Source organism: Enterobacter cloacae complex sp. P17RS (assembly GCF_014895885.1).
GTDB lineage: Bacteria > Pseudomonadota > Gammaproteobacteria > Enterobacterales > Enterobacteriaceae > Enterobacter > Enterobacter bugandensis.
This window is the reverse complement of record NZ_JADBQK010000019.1, coordinates 105574-129156: the sequence shown is the minus strand read 5'-3', so window position 1 is coordinate 129156 and position 23583 is coordinate 105574. Positions and strand designations below refer to the sequence as shown.

Annotated in this window: 20 protein-coding genes; 15 read left to right on the top strand and 5 right to left on the bottom strand. The window is 58.4% G+C overall.

What is annotated here, in order from left to right:
- Window positions 1–25: 25 nt before the first annotated feature.
- Together IM265_RS15080 and IM265_RS15075 are read left to right on the top strand one after the other, a co-directional pair.
- A complete protein-coding gene (locus IM265_RS15080; protein WP_028014079.1) occupies window positions 26–664 on the top strand; it encodes a DUF1007 family protein in 639 nt (212 codons plus the stop codon).
- Window positions 655–1647 (top strand): nickel/cobalt transporter, encoded by a 993-nt coding sequence (locus IM265_RS15075; RefSeq protein ID WP_193030322.1) that lies wholly within the window; start codon window positions 655–657, stop codon window positions 1645–1647. The genes IM265_RS15080 and IM265_RS15075 overlap by 10 nt, the downstream gene beginning before the upstream one ends.
- Window positions 1648–1652: 5 nt before the next feature.
- Here the strand turns inward: IM265_RS15075 and suhB are convergent, their stop codons facing one another.
- On the bottom strand, window positions 1653–2456 hold the full coding sequence (gene suhB, locus IM265_RS15070) for an inositol-1-monophosphatase (protein WP_028014077.1): 804 nt from the start codon (window positions 2454–2456) through the stop codon (window positions 1653–1655).
- A gap of 132 nt (window positions 2457–2588) precedes the next feature.
- Between suhB and trmJ the strand changes: the two genes are divergently transcribed.
- From trmJ to sseB, 11 genes are all read left to right on the top strand, one after another.
- Window positions 2589–3314 (top strand): tRNA (cytosine(32)/uridine(32)-2'-O)-methyltransferase TrmJ, encoded by a 726-nt coding sequence (gene trmJ / locus IM265_RS15065; protein WP_028014076.1) that lies wholly within the window; start codon window positions 2589–2591, stop codon window positions 3312–3314.
- A 216-nt stretch (window positions 3315–3530) separates the two neighbouring features.
- Complete coding sequence (iscR, locus tag IM265_RS15060; RefSeq protein WP_008502158.1) at window positions 3531–4022, top strand: Fe-S cluster assembly transcriptional regulator IscR; 492 nt, start codon at window positions 3531–3533, stop codon at window positions 4020–4022.
- Between the two features lie 117 nt (window positions 4023–4139).
- Window positions 4140–5354, top strand: a complete 1215-nt coding sequence (iscS, locus tag IM265_RS15055; RefSeq protein WP_193030324.1) for a cysteine desulfurase — start codon at window positions 4140–4142, stop codon at window positions 5352–5354.
- Window positions 5355–5378: 24 nt separating this feature from the next.
- Window positions 5379–5765 carry a Fe-S cluster assembly scaffold IscU gene (gene iscU / locus IM265_RS15050; RefSeq protein WP_003860661.1) on the top strand — a complete coding sequence of 129 codons (387 nt, stop codon included), beginning with the start codon at window positions 5379–5381 and terminating at the stop codon, window positions 5763–5765.
- Window positions 5766–5778: 13 nt separating this feature from the next.
- Complete coding sequence (gene iscA, locus IM265_RS15045) at window positions 5779–6102, top strand: iron-sulfur cluster assembly protein IscA (RefSeq protein ID WP_003860659.1); 324 nt, start codon at window positions 5779–5781, stop codon at window positions 6100–6102.
- Between the two features lie 76 nt (window positions 6103–6178).
- Window positions 6179–6694, top strand: a complete 516-nt coding sequence (hscB, locus tag IM265_RS15040) for a co-chaperone HscB (RefSeq protein ID WP_045260178.1) — start codon at window positions 6179–6181, stop codon at window positions 6692–6694.
- A 14-nt stretch (window positions 6695–6708) separates the two neighbouring features.
- Entirely contained in the window at window positions 6709–8559 is a 1851-nt protein-coding gene (gene hscA / locus IM265_RS15035) for a Fe-S protein assembly chaperone HscA (protein WP_045260179.1), read from the top strand.
- Window position 8560: 1 nt separating this feature from the next.
- On the top strand, window positions 8561–8896 hold the full coding sequence (gene fdx / locus IM265_RS15030) for an ISC system 2Fe-2S type ferredoxin (protein ID WP_003860652.1): 336 nt from the start codon (window positions 8561–8563) through the stop codon (window positions 8894–8896).
- Between the two features lies 1 nt (window position 8897).
- Window positions 8898–9098 carry a Fe-S cluster assembly protein IscX gene (gene iscX / locus IM265_RS15025; RefSeq protein WP_003860650.1) on the top strand — a complete coding sequence of 67 codons (201 nt, stop codon included), beginning with the start codon at window positions 8898–8900 and terminating at the stop codon, window positions 9096–9098.
- Between the two features lie 60 nt (window positions 9099–9158).
- Window positions 9159–10445: an aminopeptidase PepB gene (gene pepB / locus IM265_RS15020; RefSeq protein WP_088204541.1), complete on the top strand. Its 1287-nt coding sequence runs from the start codon at window positions 9159–9161 to the stop codon at window positions 10443–10445.
- 96 nt (window positions 10446–10541) lie between these two features.
- Window positions 10542–11318, top strand: coding sequence for an enhanced serine sensitivity protein SseB (gene sseB, locus IM265_RS15015; protein WP_153656508.1), 777 nt, complete (start codon window positions 10542–10544; stop codon window positions 11316–11318).
- 17 nt (window positions 11319–11335) lie between these two features.
- On the opposite strand, the gene IM265_RS15010 is transcribed toward sseB, so the two are convergent.
- The 4 genes from IM265_RS15010 to IM265_RS14995 form a co-directional block, all read right to left on the bottom strand.
- Window positions 11336–12106, bottom strand: coding sequence for a MurR/RpiR family transcriptional regulator (locus tag IM265_RS15010; RefSeq protein WP_088204543.1), 771 nt, complete (start codon window positions 12104–12106; stop codon window positions 11336–11338).
- Window positions 12106–12951 carry a 3-mercaptopyruvate sulfurtransferase gene (gene sseA, locus IM265_RS15005; RefSeq protein WP_088204544.1) on the bottom strand — a complete coding sequence of 282 codons (846 nt, stop codon included), beginning with the start codon at window positions 12949–12951 and terminating at the stop codon, window positions 12106–12108. Before sseA ends, IM265_RS15010 begins: the two co-directional genes overlap by 1 nt.
- 90 nt (window positions 12952–13041) lie before the next feature.
- Window positions 13042–14409: a 6-phospho-alpha-glucosidase gene (locus tag IM265_RS15000; RefSeq protein ID WP_041908712.1), complete on the bottom strand. Its 1368-nt coding sequence runs from the start codon at window positions 14407–14409 to the stop codon at window positions 13042–13044.
- 12 nt (window positions 14410–14421) lie between these two features.
- Entirely contained in the window at window positions 14422–15966 is a 1545-nt protein-coding gene (locus IM265_RS14995) for a PTS transporter subunit EIIC (protein WP_193030325.1), read from the bottom strand.
- A 287-nt stretch (window positions 15967–16253) separates the two neighbouring features.
- Here IM265_RS14995 and IM265_RS14990 point away from each other — a divergent pair, with 287 nt between their 5' ends.
- Window positions 16254–21206 carry an alpha-2-macroglobulin gene (locus IM265_RS14990; RefSeq protein ID WP_193030327.1) on the top strand — a complete coding sequence of 1651 codons (4953 nt, stop codon included), beginning with the start codon at window positions 16254–16256 and terminating at the stop codon, window positions 21204–21206.
- Between the two features lies 1 nt (window position 21207).
- Window positions 21208–23535 (top strand): peptidoglycan glycosyltransferase PbpC, encoded by a 2328-nt coding sequence (pbpC, locus tag IM265_RS14985; protein ID WP_193030528.1) that lies wholly within the window; start codon window positions 21208–21210, stop codon window positions 23533–23535.
- Window positions 23536–23583 lie beyond the last annotated feature (48 nt).

Sequence of the window (23583 nt, the reverse complement as noted above, 5' to 3'; positions counted from 1 at the left end):
ACAGAATTTTTGACGTGAGGAATTGATGCAGACAGTTAAACAAAATGCGATGGCGTTATTTTTGGCGGTTATCACCTTTACCGCCAGCGCACATCCTCACAGTTTTATCAGCCTGAAAACCGAGCTGGTCACCGACGGCACGCAGCTGAGCGGCCTGAAAATGCGCTGGACGATGGATGAAATCACCTCGGCGGATCTGCTTTATGATGCGGGTAACGCGAAGCCCGGCGACGAAATCTGGAAAAAGCTGGCGGCAGAAGTGATGGCCAACGTGCTCGGGCAGCACTACTTCACCGAGTTCTGGCATAACGGACAAAAGGTGAAGTTCCTCAATCGCCCGACAGAATACGGCATGTCCCGCGACGGACATCAGGCGGTGCTGACGTTCGTGCTTCCACTGGCGCACCCGCAGCCGCTGGCAGGACAAACCTATACGTTTTCCACCTTTGACCCAACATACTACGTCGATATGAGCTACGCCGAGGACAGCGACGTGCAGCTTCCTGCGTCGTTGCAAAAAACCTGCAACATTACGGTTCACACCCCGAAGCCCAGCGAAGAGACGCTGAATTTTGCTGTCTCTCTTGATAAAGAGGATGCCCCACCGGAGGACATGGAACTGGGTAAACAGTTTGCGCAGAAGGTAACGTTACAATGTCAGTGATCTCCTCTCCGGTACGAAAGCCGCGCCGCTGGCTGCACCTCTGGCCGCTGGCGCTTTTTCTACTGCTCGCCGTTTGCGGTTCGCTCTGGCTGTGGCAGGCCTGGCCGCAGGTGATGATGAAAAGCATCATCTGGCAGCGTGAGGTCAACCAGCAGATGAGCGGGCTGCTGAAGGCGGTGGCGGAGAATCCGACCAAAGCGGGCGGTTCCCTGCTGGCGTTCAGCTTTATCTATGGCGTGCTGCACGCGCTGGGGCCGGGGCACGGCAAAATCGTCATCACCACCTGGCTTGCCACCCATCCGTCGAAGCTGAAATCAAGCATTGGCCTGACGCTGGCCTCTTCGCTGCTTCAGGGGGGCGTGGCGATTGCGCTGGTGGTGGTTGTGCTTTCGCTATTACAGCTTCCCGCGCGCCAGCTGCACCTGAGCAGCTTCTGGCTGGAGAAGGGCAGCTATGCGCTGGTCGGCGTGCTGGGGCTGATCCTCTGCTGGCGGGCGCTGAAAAAGCTGCGCGCGCTGCTGCAAAAGCCCAAATTCAAAACCTTTACGCCGCACCACGTTCATGATGAACACTGCGGCTGCGGGCATCAGCATCTGCCGACGCAGGAACAATTACAAAGCGGTGACGACTGGCGCGCGCGGCTGATAATAGTTCTCTCTATGGGGATGCGCCCGTGCTCGGGGGCAATCATGGTGCTGCTGTTCAGTAAAGTGATTGGCGTGTTCGGCTGGGGCATGCTCTCTGCGCTGGCGATGGCGGCAGGAACCTCTCTCACCATTTCGTCTTTGGCGTTGCTGGTTCACAGCTTCCGTCAGCTTGCGGTAAAACTCAGCGGCAATAAAACGCCGGTACTGTGGCGGCAGGTAGGATGGACAACGCTCGCGCTGGCGGGGGGAGTGATTCTGCTGGTGGCGGCGGTAACGATGTGGATGAGCGCGGCGCCGTTTAGCACCCTCTCCCCTTTGGGGAGAGGGCTGAGATGAGGAGATTAACGCTTCAGCGCATCGCTCAGCTCGTCACGCATGTTGGCCAGCATGGCTTTAACAACGCGTGGGTTACCCGCAACGATGTTGCCGGTGGTCATGTAGTTGTGGCCGCCGGTGAAGTCGCAAACAATCGCGCCTGCTTCACGTGCGATCAGCTCGCCCGCAGCGAAGTCCCACGGCTTCAGTGACAGTTCGAAGTAACCGTCAACGCGGCCGGTTGCCACATAGGCCAGATCCAGCGCAGCAGAGCCGGTGCGACGGAAGTCCGCGCATTCGGTGAACAGCTTGCCCAGGATATTCATATAGGTAGTTGCGTGCTGCTTCGCCTTGAACGGGAAGCCGGTCGCCAGGATGGTGCCGTCCAGGTCGCGTGCGTTGCTGCAGCGCAGACGGTAGCCGTTCAGCTGCGCGCCCTGACCGCGGGTCGCGGTGAACAGTTCGTTACGCATTGGATCGTAAACAACGGCGACTTCAGTACGGCCTTTAATGCGTACTGCGATTGACACAGAGAAGTGTGGCAGGCGTTTAACGAAGTTGGTGGTGCCATCCAGTGGATCGATAACCCATTGAACATCCTGATCGGTACCTTCATGTTCACCGCTTTCTTCGGTGATGATGGTGTGCTGCGGGTAAGATTTGCGGATCGTTTCGATAATAATCGCTTCTGCGGCTTTATCGACGTTAGTCACGAAATCATTGCTGCCTTTCTGGCTGGTTTCTACGGAGTCTGGCGTTTCGTAGTGTTTGGCAATTACATTACCCGCCTTGCGCGCTGCGCGCACGGCGATGGTCAGCATCGGATGCATCGGTCTCTCTCACTGGATGTTAAAGAACAGGAAAATCGGCGCAGAGTATAGCAGCGGGATCGGATTATGTCTCCCGTTTATGATAATATGCCCGAATATTCTTCAGACACTGAATCCAGACATCTAAAAATTATGCTGCAAAACATTCGAATCGTGCTGGTCGAAACATCGCACACCGGCAACATGGGCTCCGTTGCCCGCGCTATGAAAACCATGGGCTTAACGAACCTGTGGCTGGTTAATCCGCTGGTGAAACCAGACTCTCAGGCTATCGCCCTGGCGGCCGGGGCCAGCGACGTGATCGGCAACGCGCAGATCGTTGATACCCTCGACGAAGCGCTGGCCGGCTGCAGCCTCGTTGTCGGCACCAGCGCGCGTTCACGCACGCTGCCGTGGCCGATGCTGGATCCGCGTGAATGCGGCCTGAAAAGCGTCTCAGAAGCAGAACAGGCGCCGGTTGCGCTGGTGTTTGGCCGCGAGCGCGTTGGCCTGACCAACGACGAACTGCAGAAGTGCCACTACCACGTGGCGATTGCCGCCAACCCGGAATACAGCTCGCTGAATCTGGCAATGGCGGTGCAGGTTATCGCCTACGAGGTGCGTATGGCGTGGCTGGCGACGCAGGAGAAGCAGGCAGAACCGAAAGAAGAGACGGCCTACCCGCTGGTGGACGACCTTGAGCGTTTCTACGGTCACCTGGAGCAGACGCTGCTCGCTACCGGCTTCATCCGTGAAGGCCACCCTGGCCAGGTGATGAACAAGCTGCGCCGCATGTTTACCCGCGCGCGTCCGGAAAGCCAGGAGCTGAACATCCTGCGCGGAATTCTGGCGTCGATTGAGCAGAAGAATAAAGAGTAGTGCCGATTTCCCCCTCTCCCCGTGGGAGAGGGTTGGGGTGAGGGCATCAGGCCGCACCTATATTATGAAGGCACAGAAGGTTAAATACCTGACTAAAACAGTCAAGTAAATAGTTGACCATTTTAGTCAGGAATGTCAGACTTGGCCCTGCTATGCAATACCCCCATTTTACAATAAAAAACCCCGGGCAGGGGCGAGTTTGAGGTTAAGTAAGACATGAGACTGACATCTAAAGGGCGTTATGCCGTGACCGCGATGCTGGACGTTGCGCTCAACTCCGAAGCGGGCCCGGTTCCGTTGGCTGATATTTCTGAACGACAAGGGATCTCCCTCTCTTACCTGGAACAGCTGTTCTCCAGACTGCGTAAAAATGGACTGGTGTCCAGCGTTCGTGGCCCGGGCGGCGGTTATCTGCTGGGTAAAGACGCGGGCAGTATTGCGGTTGGTGAAGTGATTAGCGCGGTGGATGAATCCGTTGACGCAACCCGTTGCCAGGGTAAAGGCGGCTGCCAGGGCGGCGATAAGTGCCTGACCCACGCGCTGTGGCGCGATCTGAGCGACCGTCTGACCGGCTTCCTGAACAACATCACCCTCGGTGAACTGGTCAATAACCAGGAAGTTCTGGACGTATCAGGCCGTCAGCACAGCCATGATTCACAACGCAGCACCCGCGCGCAGGACGCTATCGACGTCAAATTACGCGCGTAATAAAACGATAAGTATTTCAGAATCAGGCCGGGGTGGTCACACCCCGCGTACTCGGTCGTACATCCAGCCGGTTGCCTGATTCCTTGCATTGAAGCGATGTACGGAGTTTATAGAGCAATGAAATTACCGATTTATCTCGACTACTCCGCAACCACGCCGGTGGACCCGCGTGTTGCCGAGAAAATGATGCAGTGTCTGACCCTGGACGGAAACTTTGGTAACCCAGCTTCCCGTTCACACCGTTTTGGCTGGCATGCTGAAGAGGCGGTGGATATCGCCCGTAATCAGATTGCTGACCTGGTGGGTGCCGACCCGCGTGAGATTGTTTTCACCTCCGGTGCGACCGAATCCGACAACCTGGCGATCAAAGGTGCAGCCAACTTTTATCAGAAAAAAGGCAAGCACATCATCACCAGCAAAACCGAACACAAAGCCGTGCTGGACACCTGCCGCCAGCTGGAGCGTGAAGGTTTCGAAGTGACCTATCTGGCCCCGCAGAGCAACGGTATTATTGACCTGAAAGAGCTCGAAGCGGCCATGCGTGATGACACCATTCTGGTTTCCATCATGCACGTCAACAACGAAATCGGCGTGGTACAAGACATCGCGACCATCGGCGAAATGTGCCGCGCGCGCGGTATCATCTATCACGTTGATGCGACCCAGAGCGTGGGCAAACTGCCTATCGACCTGAGCCAGCTGAAAGTAGACCTGATGTCCTTCTCCGGCCACAAAATCTATGGCCCGAAAGGGATCGGCGCGCTGTACGTTCGTCGTAAGCCACGTATCCGCATCGAAGCACAGATGCACGGCGGCGGTCACGAGCGCGGCATGCGTTCCGGTACGCTGCCTGTTCACCAGATCGTGGGCATGGGCGAAGCGTACCGCATTGCGAAAGCAGAGATGGAAACCGAGATGGCGCGCCTGCGCACGCTGCGTAACCGTCTGTGGGACGGCGTGAAAGATATGGAAGAAGTGTATCTGAACGGCGATCTCGAGCAGGGCGCGCCGAACATCCTCAACGTCAGCTTCAACTATGTTGAAGGCGAATCGCTGATCATGGCGCTGAAAGACCTGGCCGTTTCTTCCGGTTCTGCCTGTACGTCTGCAAGCCTGGAGCCATCCTACGTGCTGCGCGCGCTGGGTATGACTGACGAGCTGGCACACAGCTCTATCCGTTTCTCTTTAGGTCGTTTCACTACCGAAGAAGAGATTGACTACACCATCAAGCTGGTTCGTAACTCCATTGGCCGTCTGCGCGACCTTTCTCCACTTTGGGAAATGTTCAAGCAGGGCGTGGATCTGAACAGCATTGAATGGTCACATCACTAATCGGTATATAAGGAGAATTCAATCATGGCATACAGCGAAAAAGTTATCGATCATTACGAGAACCCGCGCAACGTTGGCTCTTTTGACAACAGCGATGAATCTGTCGGTAGCGGCATGGTTGGCGCGCCGGCGTGTGGCGACGTAATGAAGTTGCAGATTAAAGTCAACAATGAAGGTATCATTGAAGACGCGCGCTTCAAGACCTACGGCTGCGGTTCTGCAATTGCGTCCAGCTCCCTGGTCACCGAGTGGGTGAAGGGCAAGTCTCTGGACGAAGCACAGGCAATTAAGAACACGGATATTGCTGAAGAACTCGAACTGCCGCCGGTGAAAATTCACTGTTCAATTCTGGCAGAAGACGCGATCAAAGCCGCCATTGCGGATTACAAAAGCAAACGTGAAGCAAAATAATTGAGGTTTGAGTATGTCGATTACCCTTAGCGACAGCGCTGCCGCGCGAGTAAGCTCTTTTCTGGCGAACCGTGGTAAAGGCTTTGGCCTGCGACTGGGCGTACGTACCTCCGGCTGTTCTGGTATGGCTTACGTACTGGAGTTTGTTGACGAGCCGGCGTCTGATGACACCGTGTTTGAAGACAAGGGCGTGAAGGTGGTGGTCGATGGCAAAAGCCTGCAATTTCTCAACGGCACTCAGCTGGACTTCGTAAAAGAAGGCCTGAACGAAGGGTTCAAATTCACGAACCCGAACGTCAAAGACGAGTGTGGTTGCGGCGAAAGCTTCCACGTTTAACCGCGCGTCATCCGAAACCCCACCGTGGCTTTGCTGCGCGTGGGGTTTGTTCTAACAGGCTACCCCTGAGATTGTTATGGATTACTTCACTCTCTTCGGACTACCCGCTCAATACCCGATCGATCTTCAGGCGCTGACGGTCCGTTTTCAGGATCTGCAGCGTCAGTATCATCCGGATAAATTCGCCAGCGGGACGCAGGCAGAGCAGCTGGCTGCGGTATCGCACTCCGCGACCATCAACCAGGCCTGGCAGACGCTGCGCCATCCGCTGGCGCGTGCAGAATATCTGCTCTCGCTCCACGGCTTTGATCTGGCGAGCGAACAGCACACCGTGCGCGACACCGCGTTTCTGATGGAACAGCTGGAGCTGCGCGAAGAACTGGATGAGATTGAACAGGCCAAAGACGAAGCGCGTCTGGAACGTTTTATCACGCGCGTGAAGGGCATGTTCGATACCCGCCATCAGCAGATGGTGGAGCAACTGAACAACGAGACCTGGGACGTGGCGGCAGACACTGTGCGCAAACTCCGTTTTCTCGATAAACTGCGAAGCAGCGCTGAACAACTCGAAGAAAAGCTGCTCGATTTTTAATTTCGGAAGCAATTATGGCCTTATTACAAATTAGTGAGCCTGGCTTAAGCGCCGCACCGCACCAGCGTCGTCTGGCGGTCGGTATTGACCTGGGCACCACCAATTCCCTCGTGGCGACCGTGCGCAGCGGCCAGGCGGAAACGCTGGCCGACGAGCAGGGCCGCCATCTGCTGCCTTCCGTGGTCCACTACCAGCAGCAGGGTCACGCGGTCGGCTATGACGCCCGCGCCAACGCCGCGCGCGATCCGGCCAACACCATCAGCTCCGTAAAGCGCATGATGGGCCGCTCGCTGGCCGATATCCAGACCCGCTACCCGCACCTGCCGTATCAGCTGCAGGCCAGTGAAAACGGTCTGCCGATGATTGCCACGGCGGCCGGCCTGCTGAACCCAATTCGCGTGTCTGCTGACATCCTCAAAGCGCTGGCGGCGCGCGCGACGGCGACGCTTGGCGGCGATCTGGACGGCGTAGTGATCACCGTTCCGGCCTATTTTGACGACGCACAGCGACAGGGCACCAAAGACGCCGCGCGTCTGGCGGGCCTGCACGTGCTGCGCCTGCTGAACGAACCGACGGCGGCGGCGATTGCCTACGGCCTCGACTCCGGTCAGGAAGGGGTAATTGCGGTCTACGATCTGGGCGGCGGCACCTTTGATATTTCTATCCTGCGCCTGAGCCGCGGGGTATTTGAAGTGCTGGCGACCGGCGGGGATTCCGCGCTCGGCGGCGATGATTTCGACCATCTGCTGGCAGACTACATCCGCGATCAGGCGGGCATCAGCGATCGCAGCGATGCGCGCGTTCAGCGCGAACTGCTGGATGCGGCCATCGACGCCAAAATTGCGCTGAGCGATGCGCAGTCGGTCAGTGTTAATGTCGCAGGCTGGCAGGGTGAAATCACCCGCGACCAGTTCAGCGAGCTGATTGCGCCTCTGGTTAAACGCACCCTGCTGGCCTGCCGTCGCGCATTGAAGGATGCGGGCGTGGAGGCTGACGAGGTGCTGGAAGTGGTCATGGTGGGCGGCTCAACGCGCGTGCCGCTGGTGCGCGAGCGCGTGGGCGAATTCTTCGGCCGCACGCCGCTGACCTCCATCGACCCGGACAAAGTGGTTGCCGTCGGCGCCGCTATCCAGGCCGATATTCTGGTTGGCAACAAGCCGGACAGCGAAATGCTGCTGCTGGATGTCATCCCGCTGTCTCTCGGTTTAGAAACCATGGGCGGCCTGGTGGAGAAAGTGATCCCGCGTAACACCACCATTCCGGTGGCGCGTGCGCAGGAGTTCACCACCTTCAAAGACGGCCAGACCGCGATGTCCATCCACGTGATGCAGGGCGAGCGCGAACTGGTGCAGGACTGCCGCTCTCTGGCGCGCTTTGCGCTGCGCGGCATCCCGGCGCTGCCAGCTGGCGGGGCGCATATTCGCGTGACCTTCCAGGTAGATGCGGACGGCCTGCTGAGCGTCACGGCGATGGAAAAATCGACCGGCGTGGAGTCGTCCATCCAGGTGAAGCCGTCCTACGGCCTGACCGATGGCGAAATCGCCTCCATGATCCAGGATTCAATGAGCTACGCCGAGCAGGATGTGAAGGCGCGTATGCTGGCTGAACAGAAAGTTGAAGCCGCACGTGTGCTGGAAAGTCTGAACGGGGCGCTCGCTGCCGATGCCGCGCTGTTAAGCGCCGCCGAGCGTCAGGTGATTGACGAGGCTGCCGCGCGCTTACGCGCAGTCGCCGAAGGCAATGACGCTGACGCAATAGAAGAAGCCATTAAAAACGTTGATAAACAAACCCAGGACTTCGCTGCTCGCCGCATGGACAAATCTGTCCGCGTCGCGCTGAAAGGCCAGTCCGTGGACGAGGTTTAATATGCCAAAGATTGTTATTTTGCCTCATGCGGACCTCTGTCCGGATGGCGCTGTTCTGGAAGCGAAGACCGGTGAAACCATTCTCGATGTTGCCCTGCGTGCAGGTATCGAAGTGGAACACGCCTGTGAAAAATCCTGTGCCTGCACCACCTGCCACTGCATCGTGCGTGAAGGTTTCGACTCTCTCGCCGAGAGCACCGAAGACGAAGACGACATGCTGGATAAAGCATGGGGTCTGGAGCCAGACAGCCGCCTGAGCTGCCAGGCCGCGGTGACCGATGAAGATCTGGTCGTGGAATTCCCACGCTACACCATCAACCACGCACGCGAGCATTAATATGGGACTGAAGTGGACAGACAGCCGTGAAATCGGCGAAGCGCTCTACGACGCGAACCCGGATCTCGATCCCAAAACCGTACGATTCACCGACATGCACCAGTGGATCTGCGATTTAGAGGATTTCGACGACGATCCAAACGCATCCAATGAAAAAATTCTGGAGGCGATTCTGTTAGTCTGGTTAGATGAAGCAGAATAAATAACAAAACGGGCTGCCTTCAGGCGGCCCGTTTGCTAGTTGCTAATAAGGAAAAATAAAATGACCGAAGCGATGAAGATTACGCTCTCTACGCAGCCCGCCGACGCGCGCTGGGGCGAGAAAGCCAGCTACAGCATCAACAACGACGGTATCACCCTGCACCTGACGGGCAAAGATGATTTAGGTCTGATCCAGCGCGCCGCGCGTAAAATTGACGGCCTGGGCATTAAGCATGTCTCGCTGGAAGGCGAAGGTTGGGATACTGACCGCAGCTGGGCGTTCTGGGCGGGCTACAAAGGCCCGAAAGGCACCCGCAAAATTGAATGGGCGAACCTCGACGAAGCCGGTCAAAAAGAGCTGGAAAGCCGCCTGCACATTATCGACTGGGTGCGCGACACCATCAACGCCCCGGCGGAAGAGCTTGGTCCTGAACAGCTTGCGCAGCGCGCCGTTGACCTGCTGTGCGGCGTGGCGGGGGATAACATGTCCTACCGCATCACCAAAGGTGAAGATCTGCGCGAGCAGAACTACATGGGCATCCACACCGTGGGCCGTGGTTCTGAGCGTCCTCCGGTCCTGCTGGCGCTGGATTACAACCCAACCGGCGATAAAGAAGCGCCTGTCTTTGCCTGCCTGGTCGGTAAAGGTATCACCTTCGACACCGGCGGCTACAGCCTGAAGCAGAGCGCGTTCATGGATTCCATGAAGTCCGACATGGGCGGCGCGGCAACCATCACCGGCGCGCTGGCGTTCGCCATCACCCGCGGTCTGAACAAGCGCGTGAAGCTCTACCTGTGCTGCGCGGACAACATGGTGAGCGGCAACGCCTTCAAGCTGGGCGACATCATTCGCTACCGCAACGGTAAAAATGTCGAAGTGATGAACACCGATGCCGAAGGCCGTCTGGTGCTGGCCGATGGCCTGATCGACGCCTCTGCCCAGAAGCCAGAGCTGATTATCGACATGGCGACCCTGACCGGCGCGGCGAAAACCGCCCTGGGCAACGACTACCACGCGCTGTTCAGCTTTGACGACAAGCTGGCCGCTCGCCTGCTGGCAAGCGCGGCTGCGGAAAACGAACCGTTCTGGCGTCTGCCGCTGGCCGAGTTCCACCGCAGCCAGCTGCCGTCTAACTTTGCCGAGCTGAATAACACCGCGAGCGCGGCGTACCCGGCGGGGGCAAGTACCGCAGCAGGCTTCCTGTCGCACTTCGTTGAGAACTATCACGAAGGCTGGCTGCACATCGACTGCTCCGCAACCTACCGTAAGGCGGCAGTTGAGCAGTGGTCCGCGGGTGCGACCGGTCTGGGCGTGCGTACCGTGGCGAACCTGCTGACGGCTGAGTGATCTTTTTTGCCCGGCGGCGCTGCGCTTGCACGGGCCTGTGGTTTTGTAGGCCGGGTAAGCAAAGCGCCACCCGGCGTTTATTGAAGTAGCCAAACTATGTCAGATACCAAAAACGAATTAGAAACCCTGCTGGAACAGGCGGCGACCGAGCCCGCCCATCGTCCGGCATTTTTCCGCACGCTGCTGGAATCCACCGTCTGGGTGCCGGGCACCGCGGCGGAAGGTGAGCAGGTAGTGGAAGACAGCGCGCTGGATCTGCTGCACTGGGAGAAAGATGACGGCACGTCGGTGATCCCGTTCTTCACTTCATTGGAAGCGTTGCAGGAAGCGGTAGAAGATGAACAGGCGTTCGTGGTGATGCCGGTGCGCACGCTGTTCGAAATGACGCTGGGCCAGACGCTGTTCCTTAACGCTAAGCTGCCAACCGGGAAAGAGTTCACGCCGCGCGAGATCAGCCACCTGATTGGTGAAGAGGGTAACCCGCTTAGCACGCAGGAGGTGCTGGAAGGGGGCGAAACGCTGCTGCTGTCTGAGGTGGCCGAGCCGCCTGCGCAGATGATCGATTCGCTGACAACGCTGTTCAAAACGCTCAAGCCCGTCAGGCGCGCGTTTCTCTGCTCCATTAAAGAGCGCGCGGACGAAAAGCCGGTGCTGTTGATCGGTATTGAAGCCGATGGCGATTTCGACGAGATCGTTCAGGCGGCGGGAAGCGTGGCCACCGACACGCTGCCGGGCGATGAGCCGATCGATATCTGTCAGGTGACGAAAGGTGAGAAGGGCATCAGCCACTTCATCACCGAGCATATCACGCCGTTCTACGAGCGTCGCTGGGGCGGCTTCCTGCGCGATCTCAAGACCAACCGCATCATCTGATTACGGCGGGGTGAATGTCACCCCGTTGCCTCCAGCAGCAGTAAATCCATCAGCAGCACCAGATTCGACTCAAACGACGTCACGCCCGCGGCTTCGGCAGCGAAGTGCACCGCTTCGTCATACAGCGCAAAGTGCACGTCCGCCATGCCCGCCAGCGTATTGGCCGAGGCGCGGGTAAAGGCGACGACCGTCATGCCGACGTTTTTGGCAATTCGCGCCTTATCCAGCACCTGTTCCGTTTCGCCGCTTCGCGAAACGGCGATAAATACCTGATAACGCGCGGCGTTGCTGAGAAAAATGTTTCGGCTGTCCCCCGGCCCGGAGATGAACGCCGTTTTGCCCAACACCTGCAGCTTCTTGGTCAGGTATTCGGCAAAGAGATAGGAAAACCCGGCGCCGTAGAGAAAGAAGCTCTCTTTCTGGTGCAGCAGGCTGGCAAACTGCTGGCGCTTCTCCTGCGTGACCCACTGAAAGGTGTGCTGATAGTTAGCGATAAACTGATTAAACAGCGCCGGGAGCTCAGGAAGGGATTGCGCCTGAGCGGCAATATGCGGCGTGTCGGAGAGCAGCTGCTTGCAGTGCCAGATAAACTCGCTAAAGCCGCTAAACCCCAGCTTCTGACACAGCCGCATAATGGTGGCGGTAGAAACAAACGTCGCCTGCGCCAGCTCGCGCACCGTAATGTTGCCCACCAGCAGCGGATGCTCCGTCAGGTGGGCGAGGACGCGATACTCCGCGCGGGTCAGCGACGCCCCGCGCGTTAACAGCGTGGCCAGGCGGTTATCCATTATTTCGCCGGTTCAACTGGCAGATCGTCACGCGACCCCCATTCGCTCCAGGCGCCGTCGTAGAGCGTAACGTCGTTGACGCCGAGGGTGGCAAGCGCCAGGATCACCACGCAGGCCGTCACGCCGGAGCCGCAGCTGGCAATAATCGGGCGATGTAAATCCACGCCCGCGCGGTCAAAAATGGCACGCAGCTCGTCGGTAGTTTTCAGCTCGCCCTCAAACACCAGGTCGCCCCACGGCACGTTCAGCGCACCTGGAATATGGCCTCGTCTCAGCCCTGGACGTGGTTCATCCGCTTCAGCGTTAAAGCGTGGTGCAGGGCGCGCATCGACGATTTGCGCCGTCTTTTCATGGCTCGCGACCAGTACGTCGGTCAGGCGCTTCACCACGTTAGCGTCGAACGTCGCGTCGAACTCGCCTTCCGGCAGCGTCACGTCGCCCTGCTGGAGCGGCAGCTCGTCACGCTTCCAGCCCGCCAGACCGCCCGCCAGAATCGAGACTTTTTCCACGCCAAACTGTTTCAGCATCCACCATGCGCGCGGCGCGGAGAACAGATTGCCTTCATCGTAAACAACAAGATGTTTGTCTTTGCTGACGCCCAGCTCGCGCATCGCCACGGAAAACGCTTCCGGGCGCGGCAGCATGTGCGGCAGGGGAGAGGTATGATCGGAGAGGGCTTCGATATCAAAAAATACCGCGCCAGGCAGATGCCCTGCGCGGTATTCACCGGGAACGTCACGATGTTCCTGGCCCGGCGGGGCCATACGCGCGTCAATAATCTGGACTTCCGGATCGTCGCCGTGCTCAATCAGCCAGTCGGCGGCGACAAAATATGAGGTGGACATGGGTTGCCTCCATTCTTTTCCGTAAAAAAGGATTGTCGGTGTTTTTTCTGACACCGACAAGCAAACCACGTTCAACTCGCGAGCAAGCCCCTATTTTTTCACCGTTTCGCCGTCCTGCCAGGCTTTTTGCAGCGCAGGCCAGTAGTCGCGGTTGGCTTCTATCATCTCATCCAGAATCGCTTTTGCGTGCTCCATGGTGGGCACGGTGCGGTTGAGGGTGAACGCCTGAAGCGCTTTCTCATAGCTGCCTTCGATGGTCGCCTCTACCAGCAGCTGTTCAGACGCCAGTTGCTGTTGCAGCAGGGTCTGGTGGAACAGCGGTACCAGCCCCACGCGCACAGGCTCCGGCCCTTCGGAGGTGATGTAGGCGGGTACTTCCACCACTGCATCGTATGGCAGATTAGTAATCGCCCCACGGTTCTCCACCATTACCAGATGGCGTTGGCGCAGGTTAAAGGCCAGCGAGCAGGCGACATCGACGATAAACTCGCCGTGAACGCCCACGTGGAAGGCATCCGGTAAAATCCCGGTGCGCTTGTACTCTTCAGCAGCAGCAAAAAGTTTTTTCTCACGCCCGTTCATCACTTCATTGGCGCGGGTATAGTCGGGGTTCTGATGCTCCACAATCTGGTTCGGCATCAGGTAGTACTGCAGGTACGGGTTCGGCAGGTACTCCGGGAAGTTATCCATAATCGGCTTGATGTTGCGCCAGGTTTTAACCCACGAAGGATCCGAGTGCTGCGGATCGGTTTTGGCCGCATCTTCCGTCAGCAGGCCAAACTTCGCGATATGTTTACGCAGCTCCGGTAATTTGTCCTCGCCGTCCACCAGCACGCGGGTAAACCAGCCGAAGTGGTTCAGGCCAAAGTAGTCCACCTCCAGTTTGCGACGATCGACACCCAGAATGGCCCCCATATTACGCATCGCCGCGACCGGCATATCGCAGATGTTCAGCACGCGAGCATTTGGTCGCAGGCGTCGCACGCCCTCCGCGACGATCGCCGCCGGGTTGGAGTAGTTCACGATCCAGGCTTTCTCATGCGCGTAGCGATCCACCAGATCGATAAGCTCGACCATCGGCAGGATCGTGCGCAGTCCGTAGGCCAGCCCGCCGGGGCCGCAGGTCTCCTGGCCGACCACGCCGTGACGCAGCGGGATCTTCTCATCCTGCTCGCGCATTTTGTACTGGCCGACGCGCATCTGGGCGAAAACGAAATGCGCGCCGCTGAACGCCACTTCCGGGTCACTGGTGACGGTAAATTTGATGCTCTGACTGTGGTCGCGAATCACTTTCTCAACCACCGGCGCAATGGTGTTCTGACGCGCCTCGTCGATGTCATAGAGGCGGATTTCGGCCAGCGGGAAATCCTGCAGGCGCACCATCAGGCTTTTCACAATACCCGGCGTATAAGTGCTGCCGCCGCCGGCAATCGACAGAATGAATGGGGGTGTAAACATCTTTAGCTCCTTTCAGAGAAACGTCTCAACGGCTTCTCGCATTTTTTTGACGTGCAGCCCGTAGACCACCTGAACGTTGTTACCTTGTTTGATAACCCCTTTCGCGCCGGTCGCCTTCAGGCGCGGCTCGTCGATGATGGCAACATCCTTCACCGTGACGCGTAAGCGGGTGTAGCAGTTATCCACAACCTCAATATTTTCCCGGCCGCCCAAGCCCACCACGATGGACTCGCCCAGCCCGTCGTTAATGCCTTTCGCCTGGTACTCCTGCTTGCTGTAGAGGCGTGTCTCCTGATCTTCATCCTCACGGCCCGGCGTTTTCATGTTGAAACGCAGGATCAGGAAGCGGAACACCACGAAGTAGAGGGCAAACATGATCAGCCCAACCACGATGTACATCGGCCAGTTGGATTTCTCGGTGCCGAGCGGCAGGTTGTAGAGAATGAAATCGATAATCCCGTTGGCACCGATGGCATGAACGCCCAGCAGCGAGAACAGCATCATGCCAATACCGGTCAGGACCGCATGCACCACGAACAGTAGCGGGGCGACGAACAGGAAGGAGAATTCAATCGGTTCGGTTACGCCGACCAGCAGCGAGGTCAGCGCCGCCGGGATCAAAATGGCTTTCGCAACGGCTTTACGCTCCGGCTTCGCAGTCATGTACATCGCCAGCGCGGCGGCGGGCAGGCCGAACATCTTGCTGATGCCGCGCGCGTCCCACACTACCGTGCTGCTGAGCTGCTTCACGTCCGGGCAGGCCATCTCGGCGAAGTAGATATTGCGCGCCCCCTGGTAAGCCGTGCCGCACACCTCCTGCGTGCCCCCCAGTTCGGTATACAGGAACGGCGTATAAACCAGATGGTGCAGGCCGGTCGGCACCAGAATGCGCTCAAGGAAACCGTAGATCGCCACCCCGAACGGGCCGGAGCCTTTAATTGCCAGCGCCAGGGCGCTAATGCCATGCTGGGCAAACGGCCAGAGTTCGCTCATTACCACGCCGAGCAGCATAGAGACGGGCAATATGACAATCGCCACAAAACAGTGGCCGGAGTAAATCGCCATCGCGCCGTTAAACTGTACGCCGGAGTATTTGTTGTACAGATAACCGGAGAGCGCCCCGGTCAGGATCCCGGCGAAAACGCCCATCTCCAGCACCTGAACGCCCAGCACCATGCTTTGCCCGGCGGCTTTCATCTGCTCAGCAGGGGCAAGCTCGCCCTGCAGCTGCAGCGTCACGTTCATGGCGTTGATAAAGACCACGAAAGTCACCAGACCAATCAGCGCCGCGTAGCCTTTATCGCGCGTCGCCAGACCAATCGGGATCCCGACGGCAAACACCAGCGCCAGGTTGACCAGCACCGACACGGCAGATTTGGCGATCAGCTGGCCGATACTCTGGATAAGCGGATGGCCAAGGAACGGCAGGTATTCGGCCAGGTTACCGTTGCCCAGCACATTGCCAAAGGCGATAAACAGACCGACAATCGGTAAGATAAGTACCGGTCCGTATAATGATTTTCCGAAATTTTGTAGGGCGTTCACGGCTCGTTTCATGGCTTTCTCTCTTTTTGAACCGCGCACTCGGGGTGCGTCATGGTCATAAAACTAGCAGGCTCTGAGCGAACATATCCAGCTATCTTCTTGTTTTAAAAACAAATGACGTAAAAGGTAACATGTGACGTTATGCGCTGTGATCGCGGTTCCATCCCGGTGTAGCGGCGTGATGCCATTCTGCGAGGCGCTTTCCAGATTCTTAAATTGGACTTTTTGAATTAACGAAACTTGCGGATAATACTTATCCGGACGACGACCAACAGGCCCCCTCAGGCCAGGGACACAGGATGAAACCGTTTCGCTTAGCCGCGATCTCTCTCGCGCTGCTCACCACCTTTACGCTTGTCGGCTGTGATAACAGCGACGATAAACCTCAGGCTGCGGCTCCCGCAGCATCCACCGCATCAACACCGAAAGCCGCGGAAAAGCCCGACGCTGAAAAGCTGGCTAAAATGGCCGCCCAGAGTCAGGGAAAAGCGCTGACTCTGCTTGATGCGTCTGAAGTGCAACTGGACGGCGCCGCTACGCTGGTGCTGACCTTCTCTGTCCCGCTGGATCCGGAACAGGATTTCGCGAAGACGGTTCACGTCGTGGATAAGAAAAGCGGCAAAGTTGACGGGGCGTGGGAACTTGCGCCTAACCTGAAAGAGCTGCGCCTGCGCCATCTGGAGCCAAACCGTAATCTGGTTATCACCGTGGATCGTGGCCTGGTGGCGCTAAACAAAGCGACCTTTGGCATTGATTATGAAAAAGCCCTGACCACGCGAGATATAGAGCCGTCGGTCGGTTTCGCCAGCCGCGGCTCGCTGCTGCCGGGCAAAGTGGTGGAAGGGCTGCCGGTGATGGCGCTTAACGTCAACAATGTGGACGTCAATTTCTACCGCGTGAAGCCCGAATCGCTGGCCTCGTTTGTCAGCCAGTGGGAGTACCGCAACTCGCTGACCAACTGGGAATCTGACAATCTGCTGAAGATGGCGGAATTGGTCTATACCGGTCGTTTTGACCTCAACCCGGCGCGCAACACGCGTGAAAAACTGCTCCTGCCGCTTAAAGATATCAAGCCGCTTCAGCAGTCCGGCGTTTATATCGCCGTCATGAACCAGGCAGGGCACTACAACTACAGCAATGCCGCAACGCTCTTTACCCTGAGCGATATCGGTTTGTCTGCTCACCGGTATCATAACCGGCTGGACATTTTCACCCAAAGCCTGGAAAACGGTGCGGCGCAGTCCGGCGTCACCGTCACGCTGCTGAATGACAAAGGTCAGACGCTCGCCGAAGCCAGCAGCGACGCCGACGGCCATGCGAAGCTTGAAACAGACAAAGAAGCCGCGCTGATCCTCGCCAGCAAAGACGGCCAGACTACGCTGCTCGATCTCAAGCTCCCAGCGCTCGACCTGGCAGAGTTCGACATCGCCGGTAGCCCCGGCTTCAGCAAGCAATTCTTTATGTTTGGCCCACGCGATCTCTATCGTCCGGGTGAAACGGTGATCCTTAACGGCCTGCTGCGCGACAGCGACGGAAAACCGCTTCCCGATCAGCCCGTGAAGCTTGACGTGCTGCGCCCGGACGGGCAGGTGGCACGCACGATCGTTGTTCAGCCTGAGAACGGCCTCTACCGCTTCAATTACGCGCTGGATAGCGGTGCCCAGACCGGCATGTGGCATATTCGCGCGAATATCGGTGATAACCAGCAGCGCCTGTGGGATTTCCACGTCGAAGATTTTATGCCCGAGCGTATGGCGCTCAATCTGACGGGACAAAAAGCACCGGTTTCCCCACAGGATGAGGTGGACTTCAACATCGTGGGCTATTACCTGTATGGCGCTCCGGCCAACGGCAATTCTCTTCAGGGCCAGCTTTTCCTGCGTCCGCTGCGTGAGGCCGTTGCTGCGCTGCCCGGCTTCCAGTTTGGTGATATTGCGGAAGAAAACCTGAGCCGCAGTCTGGATGAAGTGCAGCTTACGCTGGATGAGCAGGGGCACGGGCAGGTCACCATCGAAAGCCAGTGGAAAGAGGTACACTCGCCTCTGCAGCTGATCCTGCAGGCGAGCCTGCTGGAATCAGGCGGTCGTCCGGTGACGCGCCGCGCGGAGCAGGCTATCTGGCCGGCGGCGCAACTGCCGGGTATCCGTCCGCAGTTCGCCAGTAAGGCGGTCTACGACTACCGTACCGATACCACCGTCAACCAACCGATCGTCGACGAGAACGGCAACGCCAGCTTTGACATCGTCTATGCCGATGCCAGCGGCGCGAAAAAAGCGGTGTCCGGCTTACAGGTACGCCTGATCCGTGAACGCCGTGACTATTTCTGGAACTGGTCCGAGAGCGAAGGCTGGCAGTCTCAGTTTGATCAAAAAGAGCTGATTGAGGGCGAGCAGGAGCTTAGCCTTAAGGCCGATGAAACCGGCAAAGTCACCTTCCCGGTGGAGTGGGGCTCATACCGACTGGAAGTGAAAGCGCCTGATGATGTGGTCAGCAGCGTGCGCTTCTGGGCAGGTTACAGCTGGCAGGATAACAGCGACGGCACGGGTGCGGCGCGCCCTGACCGCGTGACCCTGAAACTGGATAAACCGGCCTATCAGCCAGGCGATACCATCCAGCTGCACATTGCAGCGCCAGCCGCAGGTAAGGGCTATGCCATGATCGAATCCAGCGAAGGACCGCTGTGGTGGAAAGAGATCGACGTACCGGCAAACGGGCTCGATCTTTCCATTCCGGTGGATAAAGCCTGGAAACGTCACGATCTCTATCTCAGTACGCTGGTGGTGCGTCCTGGCGATAAATCCAAATCCGCCACGCCGAAGCGCGCGGTTGGTCTGCTGCATCTGCCGATGGGCGACGAAAATCGCCGCCTGAACATTGCGCTGGATAACCCGCAGAAAATGCGTCCAAACCAGACGCTCTCTGTGAAAGTGAAAGCCAGCGTAAAAGAGGGGGCGGTTCCGCAGAGAGTGAACGTGCTGGTCTCGGCGGTGGACAGCGGCGTGCTGAACATTACCGATTACGTTACGCCAGATCCATGGCAGGCCTTCTTCGGCCAGAAGCGTTACGGCGCCGATATCTATGATATCTACGGCCAGGTCATTGAAGGGCAGGGCCGCATGGCCGCGCTGCGTTTCGGTGGTGACGGCGATGAACTCAAGCGCGGCGGTAAACCGCCGGTGAACCACGTCACCATTATTGCCCAACAGGCTCAGCCGGTTACGCTGGATGCCAACGGAGAAGGCACCGTTACGCTGCCGATTGGTGATTTCAACGGCGAACTGCGTCTGATGGCGCAGGCGTGGACGGAAGATGATTTCGGCAGCAGCGAAAGCAAGGTTGTGGTGGCCGCGCCGGTTATTACCGAGCTTAATACTCCGCGCTTCCTGGCAAGTGGAGATACCTCACGGCTGACGTTGGATCTCACTAACCTGACCGACAAACCGCAATCGCTGAACGTCGCTCTGAGCGCGACAGGAAAAGTGTCGCTGGAAGGTGCACAGCCGCAGCCGGTTCAGTTGCCGCCGGGCGCGCGCAGTACCCTGTTTATTCCGGTGCGTGCGCTGGAGGGTTATGGCGACGGTGAGGTGACGGCGCAGGTTACCGGCCTGGAGCTTCCGGGCGAAACCTTTGCCCCGCAGCAGAAGAGCTGGAAAATTGGCGTACGTCCGGCATTCCCGGCGCAGACGGTCAATACCGGTGCCATGCTGAACCCCGGCGAGTCCTGGAACGCACCGGCGCAGCACAGCAACGGTTTCTCTCCTGCCACCCTGCAGGGGCAACTGCTGCTGAGCGGCAAACCACCGCTCAACCTGGCGCGCTATATTCGTGAACTGCAGGCGTATCCGTATGGCTGCCTGGAGCAGACCACCAGCGGCCTGTTCCCGTCACTCTATACCAACGCCGCGCAGCTTACCGCGCTTGGTATAAAAGGAGATACCGATGACCAGCGCCGTGCTGCCATTGATATTGGGATCTCCCGTCTGCTGCAGATGCAGCGTGATGATGGCGGTTTTGCCTTGTGGGATAAAAATGGCCCTGAAGAGTACTGGCTGACCGCCTATGTGACTGACTTCCTGGTGCGCGCGGGCGAGCAGGGTTATAGCGTACCTGCCGATGCGGTGAACAACGCCAACAACCGTCTGCTGCGCTACCTGCAGGATCCGGGCATGATGTCTATCCGCTACAGCGACGACACCCAGGCCAGCAAATTTGCCGTGCAGGCGTATGCCTCGCTGGTGCTGGCGCGTCAGCAAAAAGCCCCGCTGGGCGCGCTGCGTGAAATCTGGGAGCGCCACGGGCAGGCGGCTTCCGGCCTGCCGCTGATGCAGCTGGGCATGGCGCTCAAACTGATGGGCGATGCGCCGCGCAGCCAGCAGGCGCTGGATCTGGCGCTCAAAACACCGCGTAACGACAGAAAAACATGGATGGCCGATTACGGCAGCCCGCTTCGCGATAACGCGCTGATGCTCTCCCTTCTGGAGGAGTATAAATTGCTGCCGGATGCGCAAAATACGCTGCTGAATGCTCTTTCTGAGCAGGCATTCAGCCAGCGCTGGCTATCCACCCAGGAGAGCAATGCGCTGTTCCTGGCCGGACGTTCGCTGCAAGCCCTGTCAGGCGCATGGCAGGCGAAAACCACGTTGTCTGATACCGCATCAGGCGGCGATAAGGCGCAGGTACAAAACGTAAGCGGCGACCAGCTTGGTGCGCTTCAGGTAACCAATACCGGCACGGCACCGCTGTGGGTACGTCTGGACAGCACCGGCTATCCGGAATATGCGCCTCAGCCGAGTTCCAACGTGCTGCAGGTTGAACGTCATATCCTGGCAACCGATGGCAGCAGCAAATCGCTCTCTTCGCTGAAGAGCGGTGAACTGGTGCTGGTCTGGCTTGAAGTGAAAGCCAGCCAGAACGTTCCGGATGCGCTGGTTGTGGATCTCCTCCCTGCTGGTCTGGAGCTGGAAAACCAGAACCTGGCGAGCAGCAGCGCAAGCCTGCAGGACAGCGGCAGCGAAGTGCAGAACCTGCTCAGCCAGATGCAGCAGGCGGACATTCAGCACATGGAGTTCCGCGACGACCGCTTTGTGGCCGCCGTGCCGGTAAACGAAGGTCAGCCGGTTACGCTGGTTTATCTGGCCCGTGCCGTAACGCCGGGCACCTACCAGGTGCCGGTTCCGATGGTGGAGTCTATGTACGTTCCGCAGTGGCGGGCAACGGGTGCGGCCAGCGGCCCGCTGATTGTTGTTCCGTAATATGCTGATAGCGCGTCTGACACGCTCCCGCTGGCTTTGGCTGGCGGGAGCGCTTCTCGTTTTAGGGGGGCTGATTGTCGCCGCCGACCGCCTGTGGCCGCTGCCTCTGAAAGAGGTTAACCCCGCACGAGTTGTGGTGGACGAGAAGGGCGCGCCGCTCTGGCGTTTTGCCGACAGCGAAGGCATCTGGCGCTACCCCGTGACCATTGAAGAGGTTTCTCCCCGTTATCTTGAGGCTCTGATCCAGTACGAAGATCGCTGGTTCTGGGAGCATCCGGGCGTAAACCCGCTCTCTGTCCTGCGCGCCGCCTGGCAGGATCTCAGTTCCGGAAGAGTGGTTTCGGGAGGAAGCACGCTTACCATGCAGGTGGCACGCCTGCTGGATCCGCATTCGCGCACCTTTGGCGGCAAAATTCGCCAGCTCTGGCGGGCGATGCAGCTGGAATGGCACCTCTCTAAGCGTGACATTCTTACGCTCTATCTCAATCGTGCTCCGTTTGGCGGCACGCTGCAGGGCGTGGGAGCAGCAAGCTGGACCTACCTTGGGAAACCCCCGTCGCAGCTGAGCTACTCCGACGCGGCGTTGCTGGCGGTACTGCCGCAGGCACCCAGCCGTCTGCGCCCGGATCGCTGGCCCGAGCGGGCCGAAGCGGCACGCAACAAAGTGCTCGATCGCATGATGATTCAGGGCGTCTGGTCAGCAAAGCAGGTGAAGGAGTCCCGTGAAGAGCCGGTATGGCTGGCTCCCCGGCAGATGCCGCAGCTGGCGCCGCTCTTTGCACGCATGATGCTCGGCAAAAGCCGCGACACAAAAATTGTCACTACGCTGGATGCCGGACTGCAACGGCAGCTGGAAGAGCTGGCGATGAACTGGAAATCCCGCCTGCCGGCACGCAGTTCGCTGGCGATGATCGTGGTCGATCATACCGACATGAAGGTGCGCGGCTGGGTGGGATCGGTGGATATCAACGATGACAGTCGTTTTAGCCACGTGGATATGGTCAACGCGATCCGATCGCCGGGATCGGTGTTAAAACCCTTTATTTACGGTATGGCGCTGGACGATGGCCTGATCCATCCCGCCTCGCTGCTTCAGGACGTGCCCAGAAAAACCGGTGATTATCGCCCAGGAAATTTTGACAGCGGGTTCCACGGGCCGGTCAGCATGAGTGAAGCGCTGGTGCGCTCGCTCAACCTGCCAGCCGTCCAGGTGCTGGAAGCCTACGGTCCCAAACGGTTTGCCGGGATGCTGAGTAACGCAGGCCTGCCGCTGATCCTGCCTGCCGGAGCGCAGCCGAATCTGTCGCTGATCCTGGGTGGCGCAGGCGCGAGGCTGGCGGATATCGCCGCCGCGTACAGCGCCTTTGCAAGGCATGGCAAGGCGGGCCGGCTGCGCTTACAGCCGGGCAACCCGCTAACTGAACGCCCGCTGTTATCGCCAGGTTCGGCGTGGATTATTCGCCGTATTCTGGCGAATGAAGCGCAGCCGCTGCCGGACAGTGCGCTGCCGCAAATTGCGCCGCTGGCGTGGAAAACGGGCACCAGCTATGGCTACCGCGATGCCTGGGCCATCGGTCTGAATGCCCGGTATGTAATAGGTATCTGGACAGGGCGACCTGACGGCACGCCGGTAGCGGGGCAGTTTGGTTTTGCCAGCGCGGTTCCGCTATTAAACCAGGTGAATAACCTGCTTCAGTCACGCTCGACAATAGACGAGGCCCGCCTGCCGCGCGATCCGCGCCCGGAAAGCGTTGGGCGGGGCGTGATCTGTTGGCCGGGCGGCCAGTCGCTGCCGGAAGGCAGTGAAAACTGTCGGCGTCGTCTTTCGACCTGGCTGCTCGAAGGGAGTGAACCACCCACGCTGCTGCTGCCGGAACAGGAAGGCATTCGCGGCATTCGTTTCCCGGTCTGGCTGGATAAAACGGGCAAGCGTGTGGCGGCAGATTGCCCTGATGCCACAGAAAAAGTTCTCGACGTCTGGCCGCTGCCGCTGGAGCCGTGGCTGCCCGCAGCGGAAAAAAGGGCTGCGCGTCTTCCTGCGAGATCGACGCTCTGCCCGCCGCTGGATAATAACAATGCAGCACCGCTTATGATTTCGGGTATCAGAGAGGGGGCTGTTATTAAGCGACTCCCTGGTGAAGGGAACGTGACGCTATCTGTTATTACGACTGGAGGAGAAGGTGGGCGTTGGTGGTTTTTAAATGGAGAACCGTTAGAAGGCCGCAATAATACTCATTCATTAAAATTATATTTGCCTGGCGAATATCAATTACTTGTAATGGATGACTCAGGACAAACGGCGACGGTGAATTTTCAATTAGACCGTTAAGTGTTACCCCCGAAGAGTTAGTTTGATAATTATCAATATTCGTTCCTG